Genomic DNA, 21,853 nt, shown 5'->3' on the forward strand with positions numbered 1-21,853 from the left:
AACACACTGAAAAACGTAAAGGACGTGAGCACCAATTTCCGGCGTGTCTACGAAACGTTATTGCAAACACTACGCCCAGGGACGGTAGATACTTTGAGCCAGATCAGAAAACCGAGTCATATGCGAAGTCGCAAGAATTCCATCGCGACGTTCAGGCGCATCTAAAGCCTGGGGTTTAACGTATCGATCAACATGGACGCCGGGCGATGAAGCCGCGTAGCGCCGGGTTAGGTCAGACCTTGAATGTCTGCTTCCCAAGCTGGCTACTTCCGCTTTGGACCCAGGCTGTGTGAAAACGCCAGTGATTGTCTAACCTTCTGATCGTCTAGATCGTATCGGGGGCGATCATGAAGCGATTTATTGAAGGTGAGGCTCGGACGCAAGTGACGCTGCTGCCAGAGTGTCTGGACGATTACGTAGCCGAAGAAAATCCAGTGCGCGTGGTCGATGTTTTCGTCGATGAACTCGACCTGGGCGCACTTGGTTTTGAGGGCGTCGATCCTGCCGCAACTGGTCGTCCGGCCTACCACCCAGCGGTCTTGCTGAAGATCTATATTTACGGCTACCTGAATCGGATTCAGTCCAGCCGCAGGCTTGAGCGTGAGGCCGAGCGCAACGTCGAGTTGATGTGGCTAACGGGGCGTTTGGCTCCGGACTTCAAAACCATTGCCGACTTTCGCAAAGACAACGGCAAAGCCATTCGAAGCGTATGCCGCCAGTTCGTAGTTCTTTGTCGCAACCTCAATCTCTTCTCCCAATCGATCATCGCCATCGACGGCAGCAAATTCAAAGCTGTCAATAATCGCGACCGCAACTTCACTCAGGGCAAGGTGAAGGCACGCATGCAGCAGATCGAGCAGAGCATTGATCGATATCTGGCGGCGATGGATTCGGCGGATCGGGCAACGCCCGAAGTGGCCGAGGCCAAAGCAGAGCGGCTTAAAGAAAAGATAGAAACACTGAAAAAGCAGATGCAGAAACTCAAGGAAATCGAGGCGCAGCTCCACGAAAGTCCAGACCAGCAGATCTCCCTCACAGACCCAGATGCACGCTCAATGGCCACGAGCGGCCGAGGCACCGGAACGGTTGGCTACAACGTACAAACAGCTGTCGACGACAAACACCATCTGATCGTTGCCCATGAGGTGACCAACGTTGGTAATGATCGTGGGCAACTGAGCAATATGGCGAACCAAGCGCGTGAAGAAATCGAGGCTGAATCGCTAACGGTGGTGGCCGACCGAGGCTATTACAAAGGTCTGGAAATCCGTGCTTGCGAGCAAGCCGGCATCACTACCTTCGTACCGAAACCCCTCACATCTGGCAGCAAAGCCGAAGGCAGATTCGGCAAACAGGATTTCATCTATCTTATTGCGTCGGACGAGTATCGATGCCCTGCGGGGCAGCTACTAACCAGGCGGCATTCGTCGATGGAAGACGGCATGTTATTGCATTGTTACTACTTCTCGGGCTGCCAGTCCTGCTCAATGCAAAAGCAATGTACGACGGGTAAGGAGCGCCGTGTGAAGCGCTGGGAACATGAGGCGGTAATCGACGCGATGCAGGTTCGGCTGGAACATGACCCGGGGAAGATGAAGGTTCGCCGCCAGACTGTTGAGCATCCTTTTGGAACGCTCAAATATTGGATGGGAGCCACCCACTTCCTGACCAAAACACTTCCGCGGGTAAGTACCGAAATGAGTCTTCATGTACTCGCCTACAACCTCAAACGAATGATGAGCATCTTCGGCATTGTAGGACTGCTTGAGGCGATCAGGGCGTAAATCCAGCCACTTGGCTCGCCAGTTAGTAGCCGTTTGGGCCGCTGACGCGGCCCAAACGGCATTACGAACGTCTATGTAGCTGACTAAGGTAATTCGCGCTTCCGGCCGCTGATTTCACAAGCGTTCCTCGCGCCTATCAGTTTTCGACGTATTTAGCGCGTTTTCACACAGCCTGGGTCGGTTGCAGTCCTTCTGTGCTTGGCTGATGCACTCCCCCTGAGTGGCACCCGCTGACACCCATCGACTGCAAAAAGCTGGTCAGCGCGAATGCAAATGACTGGTCAAGTCGGATGCAAACGACTGGTCAGTGGCGATGCAATTAGGTGGTCAAGTGAGATGCAATTACGCACCTACGGAAGTTGGTGATGAAGCGCCACGCACCAGCACAGCCGAGCGGCTCTATGTCAACGTCCCGACGGTGGATGCCGTACGGGTGCAACACCCTCATGTACCGGAATGGACGCTGTAGCCATGAAAATACTGATTGCACTGTTGGCGTTGTTGTCGATAAGCGCCTGCCAGACCGTCGACCCACTCTCGGCCAAAAACGACTACAAGGCACCTTGGTGGTACATCGGTTTTACTGAGCCCAACTTCATGACCGTTTGGGTAGAAACCTCAGCGGTGGTGGACATTCATGGCCGGCTGTTTGCCAATGTCGCGTCTGGCACTGCCGCACGAATGCTTGGGGACCAATTTGACTCCGATATCGCTCGCGGCTGGGATGGGGTCGGAAGTTCCAGCATGCCAGTCGTAGGTGCCGTCCTACCGGTACGGGTTTATGTTCGCTGGCAATCGATTGTCGAGCGCAAGACCTATGCCGGCTGGATCGAGATTTCCGAAGCAACCCGCACCATCATGCGCAACGCCACCTCCCGGCGCTGCCATGAAACACCGGAGTATTCCGCCAACTCCGCCGCCTCACTGAATCTGGGGCTGGCACCCGGCGGGATAATCCAGGTATGGGCCCGTGACGACTGCTTCCATCCCAACAAGGTTGACCGGACTCAGGTCGGCATCGAACCCCTGGGCCCCTATCTCGGCAACAATGAAGGACGTTACGCCTGGAAGATCAAAGAATCCTCCAAACGCTACATCGAACGTTTCGGCATTCCCTATGGGAGTTGGTGACTTCGGTCGACGCGGTGCACATGCCTACGGCGTACCTGCGGTAACGTCCGACGGTGCCTGGCCTGGCGTCACAATGGTGCTAAGGTCGATATGTCGCCATGCCGGTTTGGCCCCCAACCGCGCATTAAAGCGATAGTTGAAGGTGAAATCGTCATCGGTCGGCTGACTTAACGGCTTGCCGTAGATCGGTTCGATCGCCGCCAGTTCATAGCCCATCAACTGGAGCAGCGTCGGGAAGATGTTGTAGTGGCTGGAGCGATCCTTGTTACCGGCCAACGCGCCCTGCCAGTCCAGAGTGTGCAACCCGCTGCCCTGAATCACCACCAGCGGCACCAGGCCCTCTTCCTCGACCGGGTCACCGCCGCAATGGGTGTTCAACCCCGGATTGCCACGCTCGTGCAGGTCCTGGCCATGATCCGAGGTGTAGATCAACGTCGCGTTGCTCAGATCAGCCTTGGCAAACACCCGCGCGAAGAACTCGCCGACGTTCCACAGCAGGGTGTTTTTATAGGCGTTGCGATACAGCATCCAGTCATCCGGCTGACCATTGAAACCGTCCCGTTTGCCGGTGTCGGCAACCTCCATGAACTGCCCGCGCGGCAGTGTCGGCCGATAGGCCATGAAATCGTCCGGGTATTTGTCGTGCACCGGAAAATGCGCGCCGACCTTGTTGATCACCACCAACGTCGGCTGGCCGTCGTTGAGCAGATCGATCAGCTTCTGCGCCGCGGCCATGTCACGGTCGCGCACGCGGGTTGAGTCGAACTGGACGAATTCGTCGATGTCTTTGCGCTCAAGGTCGGTCATCAGGTTCTGCAGATTGCCGCCGGTGCGTTGGGCGTCGATGTAGACCGTGCGCAACCCGGCCTTTTTCGCGTATTGCCAGATCGATGGCAGGGTCGAGTTGATGTGCGTGTAGTCCGTGCGCGTGCCGCCGAAGCGTAAGGTCACGTTGGTGTCGGCGCTGCAATTGGCGACGGACGCGGCATAGCCGTAGTTAATAATGTCGAGACCTGGGTGCGGTTCCTTGAGGTTGCTGTGCACGCCAAACCCGGTGTTGATGTCCAGGTAGTTGCCGGACACGCTTTCATCGATGATCAAGACGATGTCATGCGCGGCAGGCGCGCTCACCCGCGCCAGGCTGACCGGCTCACGCGGGCCGACGGTGTTGTGCAGGGATTCGTAGGCGAACAGGTTCAGGTAGGCCAGCGGCGTATACATGATCGGCAAGCCGCGGGCACCCTCGCCGGCCCGCACGAACAGCACCGCGCTCAATAGCATCACGCCCACCAGCGGCGCCGCGACCAACGCATAACCCGGCACTGCCAGACGCCGACGCGGCTTGAGGCCAATACCGAACAACAGCAGCAGCCCACTGGCCACGGCGCTGACAATCACCGTCCGATACTGGTACGCCGCTTCTTGAATGAAGCCCCCGGAATAGACCAGCGACACAAAACTGCTGTACGTCAGGTAGTCGGCGGTCACGCGCGTATAAACGTCAAAGAATACCGCCGAGACAAACATCACCAGCGCGAACAGATGACGGACCAGCGTCTGGCGGATGTAGGCGCTGAGCCACAAGGCCCCCACCAGAACGATGAACATCGCGCCAAACAGCACCACAGCAAAACCGATGCCTATGGCACTCAGGCGTTCAAGGTAGTAGTCGTAGTTCTTCAGTAAATACAGAACCAGCAACAGTTCCTTCAGGTATCTCGCCATGAGTCTTTTATCGCTCCTGATGGAGGGTATGGCGAGTTCATGACTGGCCATTTTTTGACACTAGCAGCACGCCCTTAAAGCGCAAGAAATGCCATCTGACGTACAAAAGCGTCAAAAAACAGGTGACTCAAATCTGACACACCAACATCTTGTCAACCCTTGTAATTCAAGCTTCACGACCGTTTATCGCTTTCTTCAAAACGTCTGCAACACCTCAACCACAGGCAAGAGCCGCTGCCTGACGGCACTTGATGGCGAGTCGCCTAAGCCCTCACCGTTTTTCAACATGAAGAACATGTCAGTTTGCTGACACGATTTGCCCACGCTGGGCTATACCCCTTTTGACAGTCTCACTTAAGTTACATCAACCGTCTTACGAGGCACGCCGGTATGGACGTGAACGTATTGGGTACGGGTTACGTTGGCCTGATAAAAGCAGCCGCACTGGCAAATGCAAGTCGCCGGTTTCTGTGCGTGGCGCAAGGATCAAACGCATGAAGATCCTGGTCACTGGTGCGGCCGGGTTCATTGGAGCCCATTGTGTGTTGCGACTGCTGCGCGATGGACACCAGATCGTTGGACTGGACAACTTCAATGACTACTACGACCCCGCCCTGAAGCATGCCCGGGTGCGCTGGGTTGAGGAGCAGGTCGGCGAATTTCCCCTGACGCGGATCGACGTAGCCGATAGCGAGGCGATCGCTGCGCTGTTCACCCGCGAACAACCGGAGGTGGTGATTCACCTCGCCGCGCAGGCCGGGGTGCGTTATTCGCTGGATAACCCCAAGGCCTATCTGGACACCAACCTCGGCGGCTTCCTGAATATTCTCGAATGCTGCCGTCACCATCCGGTGAGGCATTTGATCTACGCCTCGTCGAGTTCGGTCTACGGTGCCAACCAGCACACGCCCTATTCAGCCCATGACGGCGTCAATCATCCGTTGTCACTGTATGCGGCCACCAAAAAAGCCAATGAACTGATGGCCCACAGTTATAGCCACCTGTTCGGCATTCCGTGCACCGGATTGCGCTTCTTTACCGTGTACGGCCCCTGGGGTCGTCCGGACATGTCGCCCATCCGCTTTGCCAGGGCGATCGTCGAAGGCAGACCGCTGAAACTGTTCAACTATGGCCAGCATCAGCGCGACTTCACCTACATCGACGACATCATCGAAAGCATTGCGCGCCTGATCGATCGCGCACCGCAAGTCGCGTCGGGCTGGGACCGCGAGCACCCTGATCCTTCCACCAGCATGGCACCGTGGAGGATCTACAACATTGGCGGTGAGCATCCGATTGAACTCAAGGATTACCTGGCGCTGATGGAAAAGCATCTGGGGCGCAAGGCCAACGTCGAATTACTGCCGTTGCAACCGGGTGATGTTCTGAACACCTTTGCCGATGTTCATGAACTGGAACACGACACCGGTTTTCACCCGCAAGTGGAGCTCGACGAAGGGCTCAGACGTTTCGTTGCCTGGTTCCGTGAGTACTACCTGCTGCCCGTCATCCCCACGTCGCTCTCCGGCGAATCTCCCCGCCGGGCCGGGCCTGCGCAACAACGGAGGAGCCTATGACCGGTCATGAAAAAGGAGTGCCACTCAACACGATGCTGTGCGACAAACGCCTTGATCCCGAGCACCGCATGCGCCTCGACGCGGCGATCCATATGCAAGGTCGCAGCTGGATCACCGGCCGCGACGGTGGTCGTCCCTGGACCCTGTCGCGAACCAATCGGGTGGTCGCCACCCTCGGTGCGCTGATCTTGCTGGTGCTGTTGTCGCCGGTGCTGTTGGCCCTGGCCCTGATCATCAAGTTCAGCAGCCCCGGGCCGGTGCTGTTTGTGCAAAAACGCACCGGTTACCGCGGACGGCTGTTCGGCATGTTCAAGTTCCGCACCATGGTGGCCAATGCCGAAGACCTCAAGGAGTCGCTGCGCCACCTGAACAAACACGGTGCCGACGCCATCGACTTCAAGATCGACAAGGACCCGCGGATCACCGGAATCGGCGGCTTCCTGCGGCGCAGCAGCCTCGATGAACTGCCGAACCTGATCAATGTCGTCACCGGTGACATGCGCCTGGTCGGCCCACGACCCACCTCGTTCAGTGCCTATCGCTACAAGGACACGCACCTCGTGCGCCTGAGCATTTACCCCGGCATGACCGGTCTGTGGCAGATCTCCGGGCGCAGCAACATCGATTTCGATAAACGGGTCGAGCTCGACCTGAGCTATATCGCCAATCAGAGCCTTCTGCTGGATCTGAAGATCCTGCTCAAGACGCCCTTCAAGGTTTTCAGCGGCCACGGAGCAAGTTGAGATGGACGGTTCAACCACTAAAAGCTTGACCATCGCAAACCCAAGCGAGTCCAACCTGACCTCGACCGTGCTCGACCTGGACCTGCAAGTCCTGTTCCTGACGGCCGCCAACAGCGGCGACGGTATCAGTACCAGCGCCCTGGCACTGGCCAGACAACTGTCGGAGATGAGCAGCGGCAGAGTGCTGCTGGTCGATGCCAGCCAGTCAGCCAACAACCTCAGCCATCAACTGGGGGTGCAAAAGGAACGGGGATTTCGCGATCTGCTGTTCAACCAGGAGAACACCCCTCGGCTAGAGGACTGCATCCTGGAGGTTTCTACGCTGCCCTTTCATGTCTTGCCCAACGGCCGGCACATCCGCGGTGCAGAACACCTGACGCCGGAGCAATTGCGGCCACTGCTCAAGCAACTTGCCGAACAGTACCGATTTGTGGTGATCGATGGTGACCCGGTGTATTCCGCCGCCGACACGCTGGTCATCGCCACCCTCGTGGACGGCGTGGTGCTGGTGGTACGTGCCGAGGATACACGCTGGGAAGTCGCACAGGCCGCCACCCAACGCTTGAGCCAGGCCGGGGCAAAAGTGGTCGGCAGCGTTTTCAACGGTCGCAAGTACTACATGCCCAAATGGCTCTACAACAACCTGTAACAGCAGCCAAAGGATGACGACATGAACGTGAAATGGCTTGCCCTGCTGTTGCTGCCTCTTGCAGGTTGCTCCAGCCACAACGAAACCCAGACCATGCCGGTGCAGATTCTCACCGCCGCACCCGCCAATGCTCAGGCCACCGATGTGCCCAAGGTCGAGCAGACATTACGCCCGGGCGACAAACTGGATGTGATCTTCCATATCGCCACCAGCGGCTCGGCGGCCTACCGCATTCAATCCGGTGACGAGATCGGCCTGCACTTCACCGCAGCCAGCCAGCTGAACGGCAACCAGCTGGTACTGCCTGACGGCACCATTCAACTGCCCGGTGCCAACACCTCGGTGAAAATTGACGGGTTGACCAGCGATCAGGCCCGCGAAGAAATCCAGCGTGCCTATCAGCGCAAGATGCTGTTCCAGCCCAACCGCAACCAACTGACCGTGCAAGTGATCAGCCCGCTGACCAACGAGCAGAACCTCAAAAACGCGTTGAATCACCCGGCCACCGGCATGAGCCGCGAGATCACCGTGGGCAACGACGGTTATGCAAGCTTTCCGGAAATCGGCGCGGTACCGCTGCAAGGCATGACCGTCAACCAGTTGGAAACCTTCCTCAATAAACGTTATGAGCAACTGCCGGGACGCATGAACGTCGACGTGCTGCTCAAGTCCACCGAAGGCAACGAAATCTATGTGCTCGGCGAAGTCGGCCAGCCCGGTTCCTACCCGATCCGCCGGCCGGTCTCGGTGCTTGAAGCACTGACCCTGGCCCGAGGGCCGAACGTCAAGGCGCGGCTCGACTCGGTGGTGATCATGCGGCGTAACGGCAATCAGGTCGAAGCCCGGCGTTACGACGTGAATGCAGCCCTGGCCGGTGACGCGACGCAAATTGCCTACCTGCAACCCGACGACATGCTCTATGTGCCCAAGACCAAACTGGCCAGCGCCGGCGAGCTGGCACGACAACTGGCCGACGTGGTGCTCTTCCAGGGTGTCGGTTTCAGCTTCTCATACCGTGTCGACGACAAAGGCAGTTCTTCCAACTAACCTCTTGCAGGTGACCGACCATGAATCCGAAGGAAAACTACCTGCATGAGTTCTTCAGGATCTTCTTCGCCAACAAGCAGTTGGTGAAGCGAGTCTTCCTGGTCTTTGCAGTGATCGCACTCCTGCTGCCATTGGTGCTCAAACAGAGCTTCGATATCACCGCCCAGGTGATCGTGCAGTCCAAGAAACTCTCCCAGGGCGACGCCACCTCGTCACTGACCCAGGACAATGCGACGTTCATCCCGCCGTCACTGGCGGACATGGAAACCGAAGCCAATATCCTGCGTTCACCGGCGCTGATTCGCCAGACCATCAGCGAACTGCGCGACAAGGGCGAGTACACACCGTCACCGGGGATTTTCGTCAAACTGGTGACTGAGCCGCTACGCAAAGTGATCGTCAACCCGCTGCGCGAGTATGTGATCAATCCAGTGCGCAAACTGGTCGGACTTGAGATCGATCCGCTCCGTGACACGGTCCTGGACGGGCTGACGCAACAGGCCATCGACAGCCTCAAGATCGAGACGCTGCCCGGCTCCAACGTGATCTCGATTATCTACGCCTTTGGCGATCCTGCGCAGGGCACAAAGTTCGTCGCGCAACTGCTGCAGAACTACCTGCAAAATCGTCAGGAACTGCAATCGATCGATCTGCCGCAGACCTTCTACGAACAGAAGAGATTGCAGTATCAGGTTCGCCTCGATGGCCTGGAAGGCACGCGCCTGGGGCTGCTGGAAAGCATCGGCTCGTCCGATCCCAAGGAAGAGATCACCTTTCGCCTGAATGCCATCAACACCGAAGAACAGGCACTCAACCTGTACCGTGACCGTCTGTTGCAAGGCCAGCGCTGGCTCGACTACCTGAAAACCAGCCTGAGCGCTGCCAACAGCTCAAAACTCAATGACTACACCTTCCCCTACACCTTCACCAACACGGTGGGCGACGTCGCCTATGAGGACCGGGAAATCAAGCAACTGGGCGAACAGCTGACGACCCAGGTCACTCGCTACAACAACGACCTGGCCGTGTTCCAGCCGGGCAGTGAACCGATGATGCTGACCCGCGAACAGATTACCCGCACTCGTCAGCAGTTCCTGAAAATCGTCAGCAACCGGATCCAGGAACGCACCAACGACCTGGCCATCGTCAGCTCGGTGATCGACCAGAAAACCGCGCGCATTGCCGACTACAAGAACCGCATTCACCAGTTACAGGAAACCCAGAGCAAACTGCGGCAGATGGACACCGAGATCGACGCGCTGCACGCGGCCTTCTCCACCTACGCCCAGCGCTTCGCCGAAAGCAGCACCGCGCGCTTGCTCGACAACGACTTGTCGAACGCCCGGGTCCTCAGCCCACCGTATGAGCCGACCGACCCGGCGTTTCCAAAGCCGTGGCTGATCATTCCGTTTGGCATGCTCACCGGGCTGTTGCTGGCGATTGCCCTGGTCTACGTGCGTGAGTTCTTCGATCACCACTTCAAACACCCGGCGCAAATCAGCCATGAGCTCGGCTTGCCAGTGCTGCTGGTGATCAACGACCAGAACGTGATACCGACCAATCCGCATCCGAACTGGACCGTCCCAAGCTTCGTCCATTGGGTGCGCCATTGAACAGGCAGACCGCCCCTGCGCTGCCGATCATCCATCTGCTCAGCAGCGGCGGGTTCTACGGTGCCGAGCGGATGTTGCTGGACCATTGCCTGGCGACGCCGGGGCAGCACCAGGTGCTGTTTCTCGACGCGCCGCCAGAACTCATTGCGCGGTTTCGCGAAGCGTCGGTCGACTGCCGCAGTTGCGCGAGCCTGGGCGAGTTGATCCACCACCTGCGCCAGCGGCGTGACGAACGTCCGCTGGTCAACACCCACAATTTCAAGGGCCTGCTGTTTGGCTGGGTAGCCGCGACGCTGCTGCGCCTGCCCTTGGTGATTACCCAGCACGGCTTTACCCCACGCAGTCGTAAGCAACGCTTTTACAACTGGCTGAGCCTGCAACTGTGCCGCACCGCGTCGGTCAACCGGGTGGTCTGTGTCGCGGAAAGTATTGCCGTGCTGTGTCGGCGTGCCAGTGTCCGAGCGGACAAACTCCAGGTGATCCCCAATGGCCTGCCGGCCGCCAGCGCCCTGCCCCGGCACACCGACGATCAGCAGCGCTGGCTGGCCGGTTACGTCGGACGTTTGAGCAGCGAGAAAGGCCCGGACCTGTTTCTCGATGCGCTGATCCCGTTGTGCCAAGAGCATTCGCAGGTGCACGCGGTGATGCTCGGCGACGGTCCGGAACGTCAAACCCTGCTGGCGCGGATCAACGCGGCCGGGTTACAGGAGCGCATCACCCTGCCGGGCTACCAGACCGATATGCGCGCCTGGTGGACGCAACTTGATGCACTGGTCATCAGCTCGCGTACCGAAGGCACGCCGATGATTCTGCTCGAAGCCATGCAGGCCGGGGTGCCGGTGGTGGCGTTCGGTGTCGGTGGCATTCCCGATGTCATCGAAGACCGGCATAACGGACTGCTCGCCGCCGCCACCGACAGCCGTGCATTGGCACGCAGAATCGAAGCCCTGCTGAGTGATCCGGCGCTGGCCCGTCTGCTGGCGGAAAACGCCCGTCATACCCAACTGGACCGCTACGACCTGCCGGCACTGGCCGAACGCTGGTCGCAGTTGTACATCCGCACTGCACAGGAGGCTCGCGCGTGATTATTCCTCTGTCGGTGGTCAGCCTTTTGGGGCTGTCGTGTCTGATTCTGCTGGCCAGCCCGTGGCCATTCCTGGCCCCCGGTGCGGTGTTGGGGCTGATCGGTGTGGCGGTGTTGTATCGGCGCCCGGCCTGGGGCTTGCTGGGCATCGTCGCACTGGTGCCGCTCGAAGGTCTGTTCAAGGACAGCGCGCTGACGGGGTCGAAACTCATCGGTACCTCGCTGGCCCTGGTCCTGATGCTGCAACTGGCGCTGCATCAAGTGCCATCCGATCGCTTGCGCAGCAACCTCTGGCGATTTCTGGCGTGGTTCATGGTGCTGTACTTTCTGAGCATGCTGGTGACCGATGACTTGGGCATGTCCCTGGGTCACCTGCGCGAACTGAGCGTCGGCCTGGTGCTGTTTGTGATCACCTTGCTGATCGGCCGCGACATGAATCTGATGATGTTCTGCCGGTTGACGACCCTCAGCGTGACGCTGACCTGCATCCTCGCGATGTTCTCCAGCAAGTACCAGGATCAGGGCCGCGCCGCCGGCCTGTTGGCAGACCCTAACGCCTTTGCCATGCTGATCGCCTTTGCCATTCCGCAGGCGCTGCTGCTGTTGCTGAAAAGCCCGAATCTGTTGCATCGGCTGTTCTGGTTAGGTTGCTGCGTGCTGCTGTTCGGTGGCATGACCAAGACCGAATCGCGTTCCGGGCTGGTGGTAGTGTTCGTCAGCCTGATGTTTGGGCTCTATCACTACCGCGCCCAGTTGCCGCGCATTCGCCCGCGCCACCTGGGGTTCGCGATGCTCGGCGTGGCGATCCTGATTCCCCTGGCGATCTACGCGATGCCGGCGGGCTACATCGCGCATATTCAGTCGTTGAGCGCTCTGAGTGCCGGCGCCAGCGGTCACAACGACGAATCCCTGGGGCGCCGCGCTTCGTACATCGTGGTCGGCGGCCAGCTGATCCGCGAGAACCCGCTGCTCGGCTCCGGTCCCGGAACGTTCCCGCTGCACTACGCGAGCACTGGCTATTCCAAGGCGTTCTCGGCCAACCGCAAGCTCGGTGACTTGTATCGTCGCGCTCATAACACCTACCTGGAAATTTTCAGCGAACTCGGCATCCCGGCAGGGTTGCTGTTTGTCGGCCTGCTCGGCATGGGCCTGTTCAATATGCAGCGAGCGCGCAGTGCCTGGCTGCAACGCCATGAATGGGAACAGGCTGACCTGATCACGCATCTGGGCATGAGCTTGCTGTCGTTGACGGTGTTCTTGATGTTCCTCAGCGCGCCAAACCAGAAATACCTGTGGATCATGCTCGCGCTGTCCTGGGTGCTGCGTCTGAAGGCTGAACAAAACCCGCTGCCGGAGCGCCAGGCATGAGCCGCATCAGCATCGTCGTGCCGATGTACAACGAGGCACAGCACATCGCCCGGACCTTGCAGTCTGCACGTATGGCAGCGAAAGTTGCCGGGGTTGAATGCGAGCTGATCGTGGTCGACAACGGCTCCCAGGATCAGGGGCCGCAGATTGCCCGCAACCTCGGCGCCCAGGTGCTGAGCCTGCCCGGCCTGCACATCGGCGCCTTGCGCAATCACGGCACGGCACTCGCCACTGGCGACTGGCTGGCGTTCCTCGATGCCGACATCGAGATGCCGCAAAACTGGCTGACACTGCTGATGGATCTGCAATCCAGCGGCCAGGCCGACGTGCTCGCGCTGGACCTGCAAACACCCGTTCAGGCGCCGTGGTTTGCCCATGCCTGGCAACGCCGCACCGAGCAAGCCAGTGGTCAGTCGACGATGCAGGTGCAATGGCTGCCATCCCCCAATCTGTTGATGCGCCGTGAATGGTTCGTGCGTGTCGGCGGCTTCGACGAGCAACTGCGCACTGGTGAAGACAAGGACTTCACCCTGCGCTTGAGCGAGGCCGGCGCACGGTTGATGGCGGTCAACGAAAGCGTGGCGTTGCACTGGGGTTACGAGTGCAGTTGGCGCGAGTGGCTGGGCAAGGAACTGTGGCGCCAGGGCAGTCATCTGCAACTGCTGCGCAACCACGGCGTGAGTCTGCGTTTGCTGCGTTTCCCCCTGCTCTCGATCAGCGCCTGGGCGCTGGACGGGATCGCCATTGCGGCACTGCTCGACGGCATGCCCCACCTGGCCCTGGTGTTTTTGCTGATCAGCTGCCTGCCAGCGTTGGCGCTGAGCCTGCGCCAGAGCCTGAAACACCACGAACTCGGCTTGATCCTGCAACTCTGGGGCCTGCACTGGTTGCGCCTGCACCTGACCGGCGCGGCCTTCGTCCTCAGCCTTTGTCATTGGAACGCCAGGAGGCCTGCCCGTGGCTAAACTCATTTTCTGGTTGTGCCTGTTGCTGCCGGTGTACGCCTACCTGGGTTACCCGCTGCTGCTGACGGTCGTTGGGCCGTTTTTTCCTCGACACAGGCCAGCGCCCTTGCCTGCGCAACGGGTCAGCGTGGTGGTTGCCGCGCACAACGAGCAACGCCATATCGAGAACAAACTGCGCAATCTGCTGGCCCAGGACTATCACGCCGCCCGCTTGCAGATCATCGTCGCCAGCGACGGCTCCACCGATCAGACCGTGGCCCTGGCGCGCCGCTTCGACGACCCGCGCATCGAGGTGCTCGACCTGCCGCGCCAAGGCAAGAACAGTGTGCTCAACGCCGCTGTCAGCCACTGCACAGGCGATATTCTGGTGTTTACCGATGCCGATGTTCACTGGATCGACGGCACCTTGCAGCGGCTGCTGGCGCCGTTTTCCGACCCTGAGGTCGGTGGTACCGTCGGCAACATGAACATCGCCGTCCCAGGCTCAGGCCTGAGCCTGGGCGAAAGCCTGTACCGCCACTACGAAGCCTGGCTGCGCCGGGTGGAAAGCCGCACCGGCTGCACGGTTTCGGCCGACGGTGCCCTGCAGGCGTTGCGCCGCGAGCTGTACCAACCGATTCCAGCCCTGGTCAACGATGATTTCTTTATCAACACCTGCGCACCGGTCGCGGGCAAGCGCGTCATCTATGTCGACGACGCCAAGGTGCTCGATCAAGGCGTGGACGAGGCCGACCGACAGTTCAGCCGCCGCCAGCGCGTCACCGTCGGCGGCCTGATCAGCCTGGCGGCCCGGCGTGAGCTGCTCAACCCGTTGCGCCATGGTCTGTACGCCATCGCGCTGATCAGCCACAAGCTGATCCGCCGGCTGGCGCCGGTACTGTTGCTGCCCTTGCTGGTGGCCAATCTCTGGCTGCTCGATGAGCCTGGCTTCTACCGCCTGACCCTGGCCGCCCAGTTGCTCGGCTACGCCTTCGCCGTAGCCGGCCTGCTGGACGTGCGTCACCGCTTGCCCAAGCCGTTTCGCCTCGCCGCGTTCGTGCTGGTGACCCTGGCCGGCATGAGCGTCGGCCTGTGGCAGTTCTTGCGCGGGCACAGCTACAACCAATGGAACCCCGACCAGACTCGATGAGTGCCTGACATGCCGATCAAGACCAGTATCAAGCGTGCCATCGGCTGGTTGTACCTGAACTCCCCCCAGGGTCGCCGTCAATTGCGTGGCGCCGGGGTGATCCTGATGTTGCACCGGGTGCTGGCCGACGACCACAGTGCCGAGCTGCCGCACCGCAACGAACTGTGCGTTGGGCCCCAGGCCTTCGAACGGCTGCTGCGCTGGTTGCAGCGGCATTTTGACTGCGTGCACCTGATGGACTTGCTCAAGGCCCACGAGCACCCCGCACGCGACGGCCGCCCCAAGGTCGCCCTGACCTTCGATGACGGCTGGCGCGACAATGCGCTCAATGCCTTCCCCTTGCTGCAGCACTACAAGGTGCCGGCGAGCATCTTCCTGTCCACCGATTACATCGGCAGCCGCCAGCGCTTCTGGTGGGAAAGCCTGGGGGAAACCCTCTGGGGCAGCCACGGCACGGCGCCGCGACAACGCTTGATTGACTACCTGCAACGGCTGGGTCGGCCATTGCCCGGCGCGTTCCTCCATGAGCCTGATGAACAGCGCCGCAGTCTGGCCCTGGCGCACTACCTGCAAAGCCTGAAAGACCTGTCGGCGGACGCCCTCAGCCAACTCACCGACAGCTGCCCCGAAGAGTCCTTGCCGCAGGCACTGGACTGGCAACAAGTGCGCGTCCTGGAGAATTCCGGGTTGATCCGCTTCGGTCCCCACGGCGCCAGCCATGCGATTCTCACCGGCCTCGACGATCAGCAACTGGATAAGGAACTGAGCCGCAGCCACGAGGCCTTGCACAACGGTTGTCTACAGCCGCTGCCGGTTTACTGCTACCCCAACGGTGATCACGATCAGCGGGTTCGCCAACACCTTGCGGCGCACCGTTACCCGTATGCGCTGGGCACCGGCACCGGCATCTACCGTGGCACCGGCGATCCACTGGCGCTGCCGCGCTTCGGCGTCAGCCAGCGCAATGCCAGTCGCCCCGAGCTGCTCGCCTGGCGCATCAGCCAAGGGGGTCGCTGATGAGCCGCAGCCGTTACCTCAAGCACCTGGCGCTGAGCATGGGCACCAAGCTGGCGATGATCGGCCTGCGCTTGCTGCGCAACGTGCTGCTGGCGCGGATCCTCGGGCCCAGCGAGCGTGGTCTGTTCGCCCTGCTCAGCACCCTGCCCGACCTGATCAGCGCTGCCACCAGCGGCGGCCTGAACTCGGCGGTCGGTTATCAGGCGGCGAAACAGCGGCCCATGGGCCTGCTGCTCAGTCAGGTGCTGGTGTTTGGTTGCCTGCTGGCCGGTTTGCTGACCCTGTTGGTCGTGGCGCTGGTGCGTGAGTTTGGCAACGAACTGGACATCACCACCCAACTCGGCTTGCTCGCCTGGTTGCTGCTGTTGGCGGTGCCGCTGACGGTACTCAAGAGCGGCTTGCTGACCCTGCACAACGCCTCCGGCGGTGTGGTCGCGTTCAACGCCTTGCGGCTGACCGAGTCGCTGGCACCGCTGCTGTTGTTTCTCGCGCTGTTCTGGATGTGGAAGAGCGCCGCGCTGGAAGCGGCGTTGATCAGTTGGCTGGCGGGCATCAGCCTGGTGGTGCTGGCCGGCTGGTTCTGGCTCAAGCGCGATAATCCGCTGCACCTGCAATGGGATCGCGCCGGGCAGAATGAACTGCTGCGCTACAGCGCCAGAAGTCATCCGGACCTGCTGTTTCAACAAGTGATTCTGCGTTCCGATTACCTGTTCATCGGCGCCCTGCTGGGCAGTACCGCGCTGGGGCATTACGCGATGGCCAGCGCCGCCGCCGAACTGCTGCTGATCGTTCCAGAGGCGGTGACCACACCGCTGATGAAACGCCTGCTGCAACAGGAACAGGGCATCGATCGCCTGACTCCGCTGGCCCTGCGCCTGACCGCCACGGTGATGCTCGGTGCCTGCCTGAGTATGGCGCTGATCGGTGAGTGGTTGATCGTCACGCTATTCGGCGTGGCCTATCAACCGGCGTATCCGGCGCTGCTGGCCTTGCTCCCGGGTCTGTTCGGGTTGTGTTACGCGAGCATCCTGCGCCTGGACCTGCTGGGCAAGAACCGCCCCGGCAGTATCTCGCTGATGATGGGTGCCAGCGCATTGCTCAACCTGACGCTGAACGTGTTGCTGATTCCCACCTACGGCATTATCGGCGCTGCCGCGGCATCCTCGATTGCCTACCTCGCCGTCACCATCGCCCTGCTGGTTCTGTATTGCCGGCTCAGCGGCGTGCCGGTGTGGCAAACCCTGATCATCCTGCCCAGCGATCTGGTGCCGATGTGTCAGATGTTGATGAGAAAATCGGCATGAAATGCCTTGTGCTGCTGGTCGGTCTGGGGCTCGGCCTTGGGCTGAGCGCTCATGCAGCGCCGATGCGCTGGGACGACATTCGCGACGGCAGCCTGTACTTGCAGGCAGACCGCCCCGACACCTTGACCGTGCGCTGGGTCCCGGCCTGGCAGGCGGACGCCAACGAAGAGCAGCTGTACCTGCTCGACGGCCAAGGCCATTTGAAAGGTCAACGGCAGATCGCCGCCAACGAACCCCGTGGCAGCCAGAGTTGGCCGCTGGCGCCGAGTGCCGCCAGTTATCGGTTGGAGATCCCCGGCTACAGCTTTCGTCGTTATCAGGTGGAGCACGATGAACGCACGGTCGCGCTATTCGTCCCGGCCAAGGTTCACTTCAGCGCCGAAACCCGCGATGGCGATGAGTTGTACTTCAAGGTTGCGCCCTTTGAGCACGCGGTACTCGCCGGCAAATTCCATGGCGGCGTCGGGGCACTGCAAGCTCAGCGCGTGGCAGATGGCAAACAGCTCACTCTGGCGCTGAAACCCTATCAAGGGTATTGGCAGTTCGATCAGGTCGCACTGCCCACCGATAGCGTCGAACAGATCTGGCGTCTGCGCTTGCAGGGCAGCGGCAAGGTTGCGTTCTGGCTCGACGGCACCGCCAACCTGTTCGCGCAGAACCCGCAGCAGCTCAAGCCCGTGCGTCAGGACGACGGCCAGACCCGGCTCACACTGCATGCCGAGGTGGTTGGCAGAACACCAAACCTGGGCGTCGCCATGCCCTATACACTGCCGCCACCCAGCAGCTACCCGGTGCTTGATGCCCTCCAGCCACGCGCTGCCAGCTACTACAGTTTTGTCGACCTGACCGCGAAAAGGCCGCAGTACGAGGACCGCTTCCGCCAGTTCTATCAGGACCGTCTGGGCATTACCCAGGACATCACACTGCTCGCTGGCACTCATCGCAAATCCGACCTGCATGCGGATGCTGTCAGCAATACCGGCCTTGACGCCTGGCTCGCCGGGACCCGTGCCCTGGGTGGTAAAGGCCGGCACTACATCGCCTTCGCCGATGAGCCGAACCTCAACTACCCGGACTTTGCCGACTATCAAAGCCTCTTCAACAGCATGGTCCGCCAGGTGCGCAGCGATCCCGCCAACTTCAAGGCCGGTGTGCGTATCGCCATGCCGGCCAGTTCGCAGTTGATCAATGGACCGTTTGCCGACAACGCCGCCGGTAAACGTGGCATCGACTGGGCGCGGCGCCTGCTCAGTGAGTCAGGCGACAAGATCGACGCTCTGGCCTGGCACGAATGGATGATCCGCGACCTGCTGGCCACCCGCGTCTACCGCGACAGTGTGCGCCGCGCCGCCGAGCTGGTCGGCCTCGATCAACAGGGTCGGCCGCGCAAGGCTTTGCTGCTGGACCAGACCAATATTTCCAGTGGTTCGAGCCTCAGCCCCTACGACCAGGAAACGCATTTTGCTTCACTCTGGTGGGCCTCGGTGGCGATCAACTCGGCCCAGGACGGGCTACTCGATATGCTCAACTGGTTCCAGGTCAACGACGAGGAAAACTACCCCAAGGGCATGCTGCGGGTCCTCGGTCCCGATCGCTTCGAGCTGAAACCGGTGGGCCTCGCCCAGCAATTCATCGCCAGTCACTGGCTGGAAAAGGTCCTGCGCCTGGACAACGACGCGTTCGAGGTTGATGTGCTAGCCATGGCCACCGGTCAACAACGCAGCTTGCTGGGCGTCAACAAGGTGACCCGCCTGCAGCATGTCACCTTGCAGGGCGTCGAAGCTTCGTGCCCGTTGCCATCGGATGCGCTGGTTTATTTCGGTGCCGACAGCAAAAGCCGGCCAGCGACGTTTCACTGCCAGGAAGGTCGGGTCAGCTTCGAGCTGCCCGGCGAAACACTGTTCGCCTTGAGCTGGAGCGCCCCATGAACCGCTCAACCGAACGCTTTACCGCGCTGGCATCCTGCCGCGCCGTCGTCATTGCCCTTTCACACGGCTAACCCCCGTCAGGAGGCAACATGAGTGCATTGCAGAAGTTAAAAGATCGAATCAAGGAAAAAGGTCTGCGTCACACCCTCAATACCCTGTGGAAGCGTTTTGTGTATTTCCATTGGGAATTGTTGTGGATGGAGCGCGACCTGGTCAGCCCGATTGCGCCGCACAAACTCAGACCCTACACACCGTTACGCCTGGAAACCATCACCGCGCAGAATGCCGGAGCGTTCGCCAAACACTTCGGCGACCGTGTCGGGACCATGGCCGAACTGGCTGACGAAGGCCATACCGGGCACATGTACCTGGATGACGAGGGCAACACGGTTGCCTTCATCTGGGGCAGCAATGGCGACTATTATGATCGCCACTATTACGGCTGCCGATTCCCGGTGAATGAGGGCGAGTTTTTCGAGTTCGGCGGCGAACAGATCCGCGCCTATTGGGGCAGCACCCTCTCGGTGGATTTTCAGCTCAATCTGTGGAAGGCCATGCAAGCGAAAGGCTGTAACAAGGTGGTGGATGTTTGCGAAACCCATAACATCCCGGCACTGAAACTGCACATTCGCATGGGCTATAAAGAGCAAGGCCGGGTCATGCATGTGTATGGTCTGTTCGGACGCTGGCGATTCTTCCGCGAAACCCGCTACAGCGGCTCGCGCCTGGACGCCTTGCGCAAACCGTCGCAGCCCACTGTCGCAGCACCGGCCGTCTGATCGTCATGACGGTGCGATTGGAGTGGCGCACGTCGTTGTGCGCCACAGACTTTCCGGCGACAGCCTTTGATGCCTTGCGCCAGCGGGTGACGGACCCTACGCCGTTCAACACGCTGACCTGGCTGTGCGCGGCTGAACGCACGCTTCCCGGCGGCGCGACTTTGCACGTGCTGCTGGGCTGGCAAGGCGAGCAATTGGGTTTGTGTCTGCCGCTGATTGCTATGCGTGAACGTTTCGGCGGACTACGGTTTCGCGTCTTGCGCCACCTCGGTTATCCCCTCGCCGATCGTATTACCCTGCTCGCCTGCCTGGATGCACAGAGCATCCGCCTGGCCCTGCGAGAAATCCGCCGGCGCTTGCCGCACGCGTTGCTGCAACTCAACGAACTGCCGGAACACCCGGATCAGCAAAGCCCGTTGACGCAATGGATGCAGCTCAGCTCCACCGGTGAACATCGCCTCAGTTGCCGGGTGCCGGTGCACCTGATCAGCGACAATGACCGCCAGGAAGTCTCCGGTGCTCCGCGTTACAAACTGCGCCGGGCGCGCAAACGCATCGCCGCCTGTGGCGCCGTGGTCAAGCGCCTGACCCCGGACGCGCAGAGCATGAGGCCCTTGTTGCAGGCCATCAGCGAGGTCGAGGCGGTCAGTTGGAAAGGTGACAAAGGCGTCGGGATTTTCTCCGACGCCCGGCACCGACAATGGTTGGACGACGCCTTTACCGCCCTCGCCGCCCAGGGTCTGGTACGCGTGGTCGTGCTGGAGCTGGACGGGCGTTGCATCAGCTATCGCCTCGGCCTGCTGGAGCACGGTCGGCTCTACGACTACAACCTGGCGTTCCTGCCGCAATACGCCCATCTTGGCAGCGGCCGGGTGCTGCTTGAGGAGTGGATTCGCTGGGGTCTGGACGAGGACTGGAAGTGGATCGATGCCTCGCGGGTGAGCATTCAAAACTCCAGCCATCAACTGCATGAACGCATGACCGGGCAGCTCGAACACTGGCGCTGGAGCTTCTACTCCTGGCGCCCCAGCGGGCTCTTGCTGGGCCTTGGCCTGCGGCTCTGGCACCACCTCAAACCGCAACTGCAACAGTGGCGCGCCAAGCGCGCGGCCATTGCCGCCGCCAGCACACCCAACGTGGGTGCCATCGATAAAAATATCACCCCCAGTGCAAAACCCATGGAGGGCGAAAATGCCTCGCCAAGTCATAGTCAACGCTGACGATTTCGGTCTCAGCCTGAACGAAAACACGGTCATCCTGCGGGCCTTCCAGTCCGCAGTGATCAGCTCCGCCACGGCCATGGCCAATATGCCGGCCTTCGAAGCCGCCTGTGCGCTGGCGCAACAGCCGCTGCTCAAGGGCCGCGTGGGGCTGCACTTCAACCTCACCTATGGCCGGCCCCTGAGCCGAGCGATTCTTGAGCAGCCAACCTTTTGCGACGCGTCCGGCGAGTTCGACCTGAACCTGCCCCGCCACCGCCTGTGGCTCCCCCGTCAACAACGCGATGCCGTGCTGCAAGAGCTCGAAGCGCAATGGCAACACTGCCTGGACAACGGTTTGCGGCCCAGCCACCTCGACTCCCATCAGCATGTTCACAATATCTGGCCAATCGGTGAGATCGTCGCGCGCTTTGCCGCGCGTCAGGGTGTGCCGGTTCGCCTGGCGCGCAATCTGGGGCAAAACCTCAGTCTGCCCAAGCGCGTGTTCAAACACCTGCTCAACCAGCGTTTGCGCAGCCTCGCCGGTGCCACGGCCGACTACGTCTGTACCCCGGTGGATGTGCGCAACGCCGCGCCACCGGCAGACGGACTGCTGGAAATCGTCGCCCATCCGACGATGCTCGGCAGCGACTTTGGCGACGTCTATCTGCATCAGGGCGAGTCCTTGAGCAAGTTGCTCGACAACCGCCTGCCAGGCGTCCCGCGGGTGTCCTATAGCGTGTTGGCACGCACGCAGCCCGCAGCGGTCACGACGGCATTGGAGTAGCGCAAGGCCGACAGCACAATGCCC

General features: G+C 60.6%; 18 protein-coding genes. 17 read left to right on the forward strand and 1 reads right to left on the reverse strand.

Annotated elements, in window-relative coordinates:
• The first annotated feature begins 347 nt into the window (after positions 1 to 347).
• Together AC1RPZ_RS14580 and AC1RPZ_RS14585 are read left to right on the forward strand one after the other, a co-directional pair.
• On the forward strand, positions 348 to 1,784 hold the full coding sequence (locus AC1RPZ_RS14580) for an IS1182 family transposase (RefSeq protein ID WP_493137735.1): 1,437 nt from the start codon (positions 348 to 350) through the stop codon (positions 1,782 to 1,784).
• A gap of 471 nt (positions 1,785 to 2,255) precedes the next feature.
• On the forward strand, positions 2,256 to 2,915 hold the full coding sequence (locus AC1RPZ_RS14585) for a DUF2931 family protein (RefSeq protein WP_493137736.1): 660 nt from the start codon (positions 2,256 to 2,258) through the stop codon (positions 2,913 to 2,915).
• 24 nt (positions 2,916 to 2,939) lie between these two features.
• Here AC1RPZ_RS14585 and AC1RPZ_RS14590 read toward each other — a convergent pair whose 3' ends face one another.
• Complete coding sequence (locus AC1RPZ_RS14590; protein WP_493137737.1) at positions 2,940 to 4,640, reverse strand: sulfatase-like hydrolase/transferase; 1,701 nt, start codon at positions 4,638 to 4,640, stop codon at positions 2,940 to 2,942.
• 494 nt (positions 4,641 to 5,134) lie between these two features.
• Here AC1RPZ_RS14590 and AC1RPZ_RS14595 point away from each other — a divergent pair, with 494 nt between their 5' ends.
• The 15 genes from AC1RPZ_RS14595 (at position 5,135) to AC1RPZ_RS14665 (ending at position 21,829) form a co-directional block, all read left to right on the forward strand.
• The gene (locus AC1RPZ_RS14595; RefSeq protein ID WP_493137738.1) at positions 5,135 to 6,217 is read left to right on the forward strand and encodes an NAD-dependent epimerase; all 1,083 of its coding nucleotides are present in this window, start codon (positions 5,135 to 5,137) and stop codon (positions 6,215 to 6,217) included.
• A complete protein-coding gene (locus AC1RPZ_RS14600) occupies positions 6,214 to 6,960 on the forward strand; it encodes a sugar transferase (RefSeq protein ID WP_493137739.1) in 747 nt (248 codons plus the stop codon). Before AC1RPZ_RS14595 ends, AC1RPZ_RS14600 begins: the two co-directional genes overlap by 4 nt.
• 1 nt (position 6,961) lies before the next feature.
• The gene (locus tag AC1RPZ_RS14605) at positions 6,962 to 7,609 is read left to right on the forward strand and encodes a CpsD/CapB family tyrosine-protein kinase (protein WP_493137740.1); all 648 of its coding nucleotides are present in this window, start codon (positions 6,962 to 6,964) and stop codon (positions 7,607 to 7,609) included.
• A gap of 21 nt (positions 7,610 to 7,630) precedes the next feature.
• Positions 7,631 to 8,656 carry a polysaccharide biosynthesis/export family protein gene (locus AC1RPZ_RS14610; protein WP_493137741.1) on the forward strand — a complete coding sequence of 342 codons (1,026 nt, stop codon included), beginning with the start codon at positions 7,631 to 7,633 and terminating at the stop codon, positions 8,654 to 8,656.
• A 20-nt stretch (positions 8,657 to 8,676) separates the two neighbouring features.
• The gene (locus AC1RPZ_RS14615) at positions 8,677 to 10,269 is read left to right on the forward strand and encodes a GumC family protein (protein ID WP_493137742.1); all 1,593 of its coding nucleotides are present in this window, start codon (positions 8,677 to 8,679) and stop codon (positions 10,267 to 10,269) included.
• On the forward strand, positions 10,254 to 11,354 hold the full coding sequence (locus AC1RPZ_RS14620; RefSeq protein WP_493137743.1) for a glycosyltransferase family 4 protein: 1,101 nt from the start codon (positions 10,254 to 10,256) through the stop codon (positions 11,352 to 11,354). The genes AC1RPZ_RS14615 and AC1RPZ_RS14620 overlap by 16 nt, the downstream gene beginning before the upstream one ends.
• A complete protein-coding gene (locus tag AC1RPZ_RS14625) occupies positions 11,351 to 12,721 on the forward strand; it encodes an O-antigen ligase family protein (RefSeq protein WP_493137744.1) in 1,371 nt (456 codons plus the stop codon). Before AC1RPZ_RS14620 ends, AC1RPZ_RS14625 begins: the two co-directional genes overlap by 4 nt.
• Positions 12,718 to 13,686: a glycosyltransferase family 2 protein gene (locus AC1RPZ_RS14630; RefSeq protein ID WP_493137745.1), complete on the forward strand. Its 969-nt coding sequence runs from the start codon at positions 12,718 to 12,720 to the stop codon at positions 13,684 to 13,686. Before AC1RPZ_RS14625 ends, AC1RPZ_RS14630 begins: the two co-directional genes overlap by 4 nt.
• On the forward strand, positions 13,679 to 14,815 hold the full coding sequence (locus AC1RPZ_RS14635; RefSeq protein WP_493137746.1) for a glycosyltransferase family 2 protein: 1,137 nt from the start codon (positions 13,679 to 13,681) through the stop codon (positions 14,813 to 14,815). The genes AC1RPZ_RS14630 and AC1RPZ_RS14635 overlap by 8 nt, the downstream gene beginning before the upstream one ends.
• Positions 14,816 to 14,824: 9 nt before the next feature.
• Positions 14,825 to 15,832 (forward strand): polysaccharide deacetylase family protein, encoded by a 1,008-nt coding sequence (locus AC1RPZ_RS14640; RefSeq protein WP_493137747.1) that lies wholly within the window; start codon positions 14,825 to 14,827, stop codon positions 15,830 to 15,832.
• Positions 15,832 to 17,136 (forward strand): lipopolysaccharide biosynthesis protein, encoded by a 1,305-nt coding sequence (locus AC1RPZ_RS14645; protein WP_493137748.1) that lies wholly within the window; start codon positions 15,832 to 15,834, stop codon positions 17,134 to 17,136. The genes AC1RPZ_RS14640 and AC1RPZ_RS14645 overlap by 1 nt, the downstream gene beginning before the upstream one ends.
• Positions 17,133 to 19,064 carry a hypothetical protein gene (locus AC1RPZ_RS14650; protein ID WP_493137749.1) on the forward strand — a complete coding sequence of 644 codons (1,932 nt, stop codon included), beginning with the start codon at positions 17,133 to 17,135 and terminating at the stop codon, positions 19,062 to 19,064. The genes AC1RPZ_RS14645 and AC1RPZ_RS14650 overlap by 4 nt, the downstream gene beginning before the upstream one ends.
• Before the next feature lie 89 nt (positions 19,065 to 19,153).
• Complete coding sequence (locus AC1RPZ_RS14655; RefSeq protein WP_493137750.1) at positions 19,154 to 19,843, forward strand: N-acetyltransferase; 690 nt, start codon at positions 19,154 to 19,156, stop codon at positions 19,841 to 19,843.
• A gap of 5 nt (positions 19,844 to 19,848) precedes the next feature.
• On the forward strand, positions 19,849 to 21,063 hold the full coding sequence (locus tag AC1RPZ_RS14660) for a GNAT family N-acetyltransferase (RefSeq protein ID WP_493137751.1): 1,215 nt from the start codon (positions 19,849 to 19,851) through the stop codon (positions 21,061 to 21,063).
• Entirely contained in the window at positions 21,035 to 21,829 is a 795-nt protein-coding gene (locus AC1RPZ_RS14665; protein ID WP_493137752.1) for a carbohydrate deacetylase, read from the forward strand. The genes AC1RPZ_RS14660 and AC1RPZ_RS14665 overlap by 29 nt, the downstream gene beginning before the upstream one ends.
• Positions 21,830 to 21,853 lie beyond the last annotated feature (24 nt).

It is taken from the genome of Pseudomonas sp. GW822-FHT02D10 (assembly GCF_058802345.1).

Coding starts and splice junctions, on each gene's coding strand:
- AC1RPZ_RS14580 (WP_493137735.1), top strand. CDS start 348: ATGAAGCGATTTATTGAAGGTGAGGCTCGGACGCAAGTGACGCTGCTG.
- AC1RPZ_RS14585 (WP_493137736.1), top strand. CDS start 2,256: ATGAAAATACTGATTGCACTGTTGGCGTTGTTGTCGATAAGCGCCTGC.
- AC1RPZ_RS14590 (WP_493137737.1), bottom strand. CDS start 4,640: ATGGCGAGATACCTGAAGGAACTGTTGCTGGTTCTGTATTTACTGAAG.
- AC1RPZ_RS14595 (WP_493137738.1), top strand. CDS start 5,135: ATGAAGATCCTGGTCACTGGTGCGGCCGGGTTCATTGGAGCCCATTGT.
- AC1RPZ_RS14600 (WP_493137739.1), top strand. CDS start 6,214: ATGACCGGTCATGAAAAAGGAGTGCCACTCAACACGATGCTGTGCGAC.
- AC1RPZ_RS14605 (WP_493137740.1), top strand. CDS start 6,962: ATGGACGGTTCAACCACTAAAAGCTTGACCATCGCAAACCCAAGCGAG.
- AC1RPZ_RS14610 (WP_493137741.1), top strand. CDS start 7,631: ATGAACGTGAAATGGCTTGCCCTGCTGTTGCTGCCTCTTGCAGGTTGC.
- AC1RPZ_RS14615 (WP_493137742.1), top strand. CDS start 8,677: ATGAATCCGAAGGAAAACTACCTGCATGAGTTCTTCAGGATCTTCTTC.
- AC1RPZ_RS14630 (WP_493137745.1), top strand. CDS start 12,718: ATGAGCCGCATCAGCATCGTCGTGCCGATGTACAACGAGGCACAGCAC.
- AC1RPZ_RS14640 (WP_493137747.1), top strand. CDS start 14,825: ATGCCGATCAAGACCAGTATCAAGCGTGCCATCGGCTGGTTGTACCTG.
- AC1RPZ_RS14645 (WP_493137748.1), top strand. CDS start 15,832: ATGAGCCGCAGCCGTTACCTCAAGCACCTGGCGCTGAGCATGGGCACC.
- AC1RPZ_RS14650 (WP_493137749.1), top strand. CDS start 17,133: ATGAAATGCCTTGTGCTGCTGGTCGGTCTGGGGCTCGGCCTTGGGCTG.
- AC1RPZ_RS14655 (WP_493137750.1), top strand. CDS start 19,154: ATGAGTGCATTGCAGAAGTTAAAAGATCGAATCAAGGAAAAAGGTCTG.
- AC1RPZ_RS14660 (WP_493137751.1), top strand. CDS start 19,849: ATGACGGTGCGATTGGAGTGGCGCACGTCGTTGTGCGCCACAGACTTT.
- AC1RPZ_RS14665 (WP_493137752.1), top strand. CDS start 21,035: ATGCCTCGCCAAGTCATAGTCAACGCTGACGATTTCGGTCTCAGCCTG.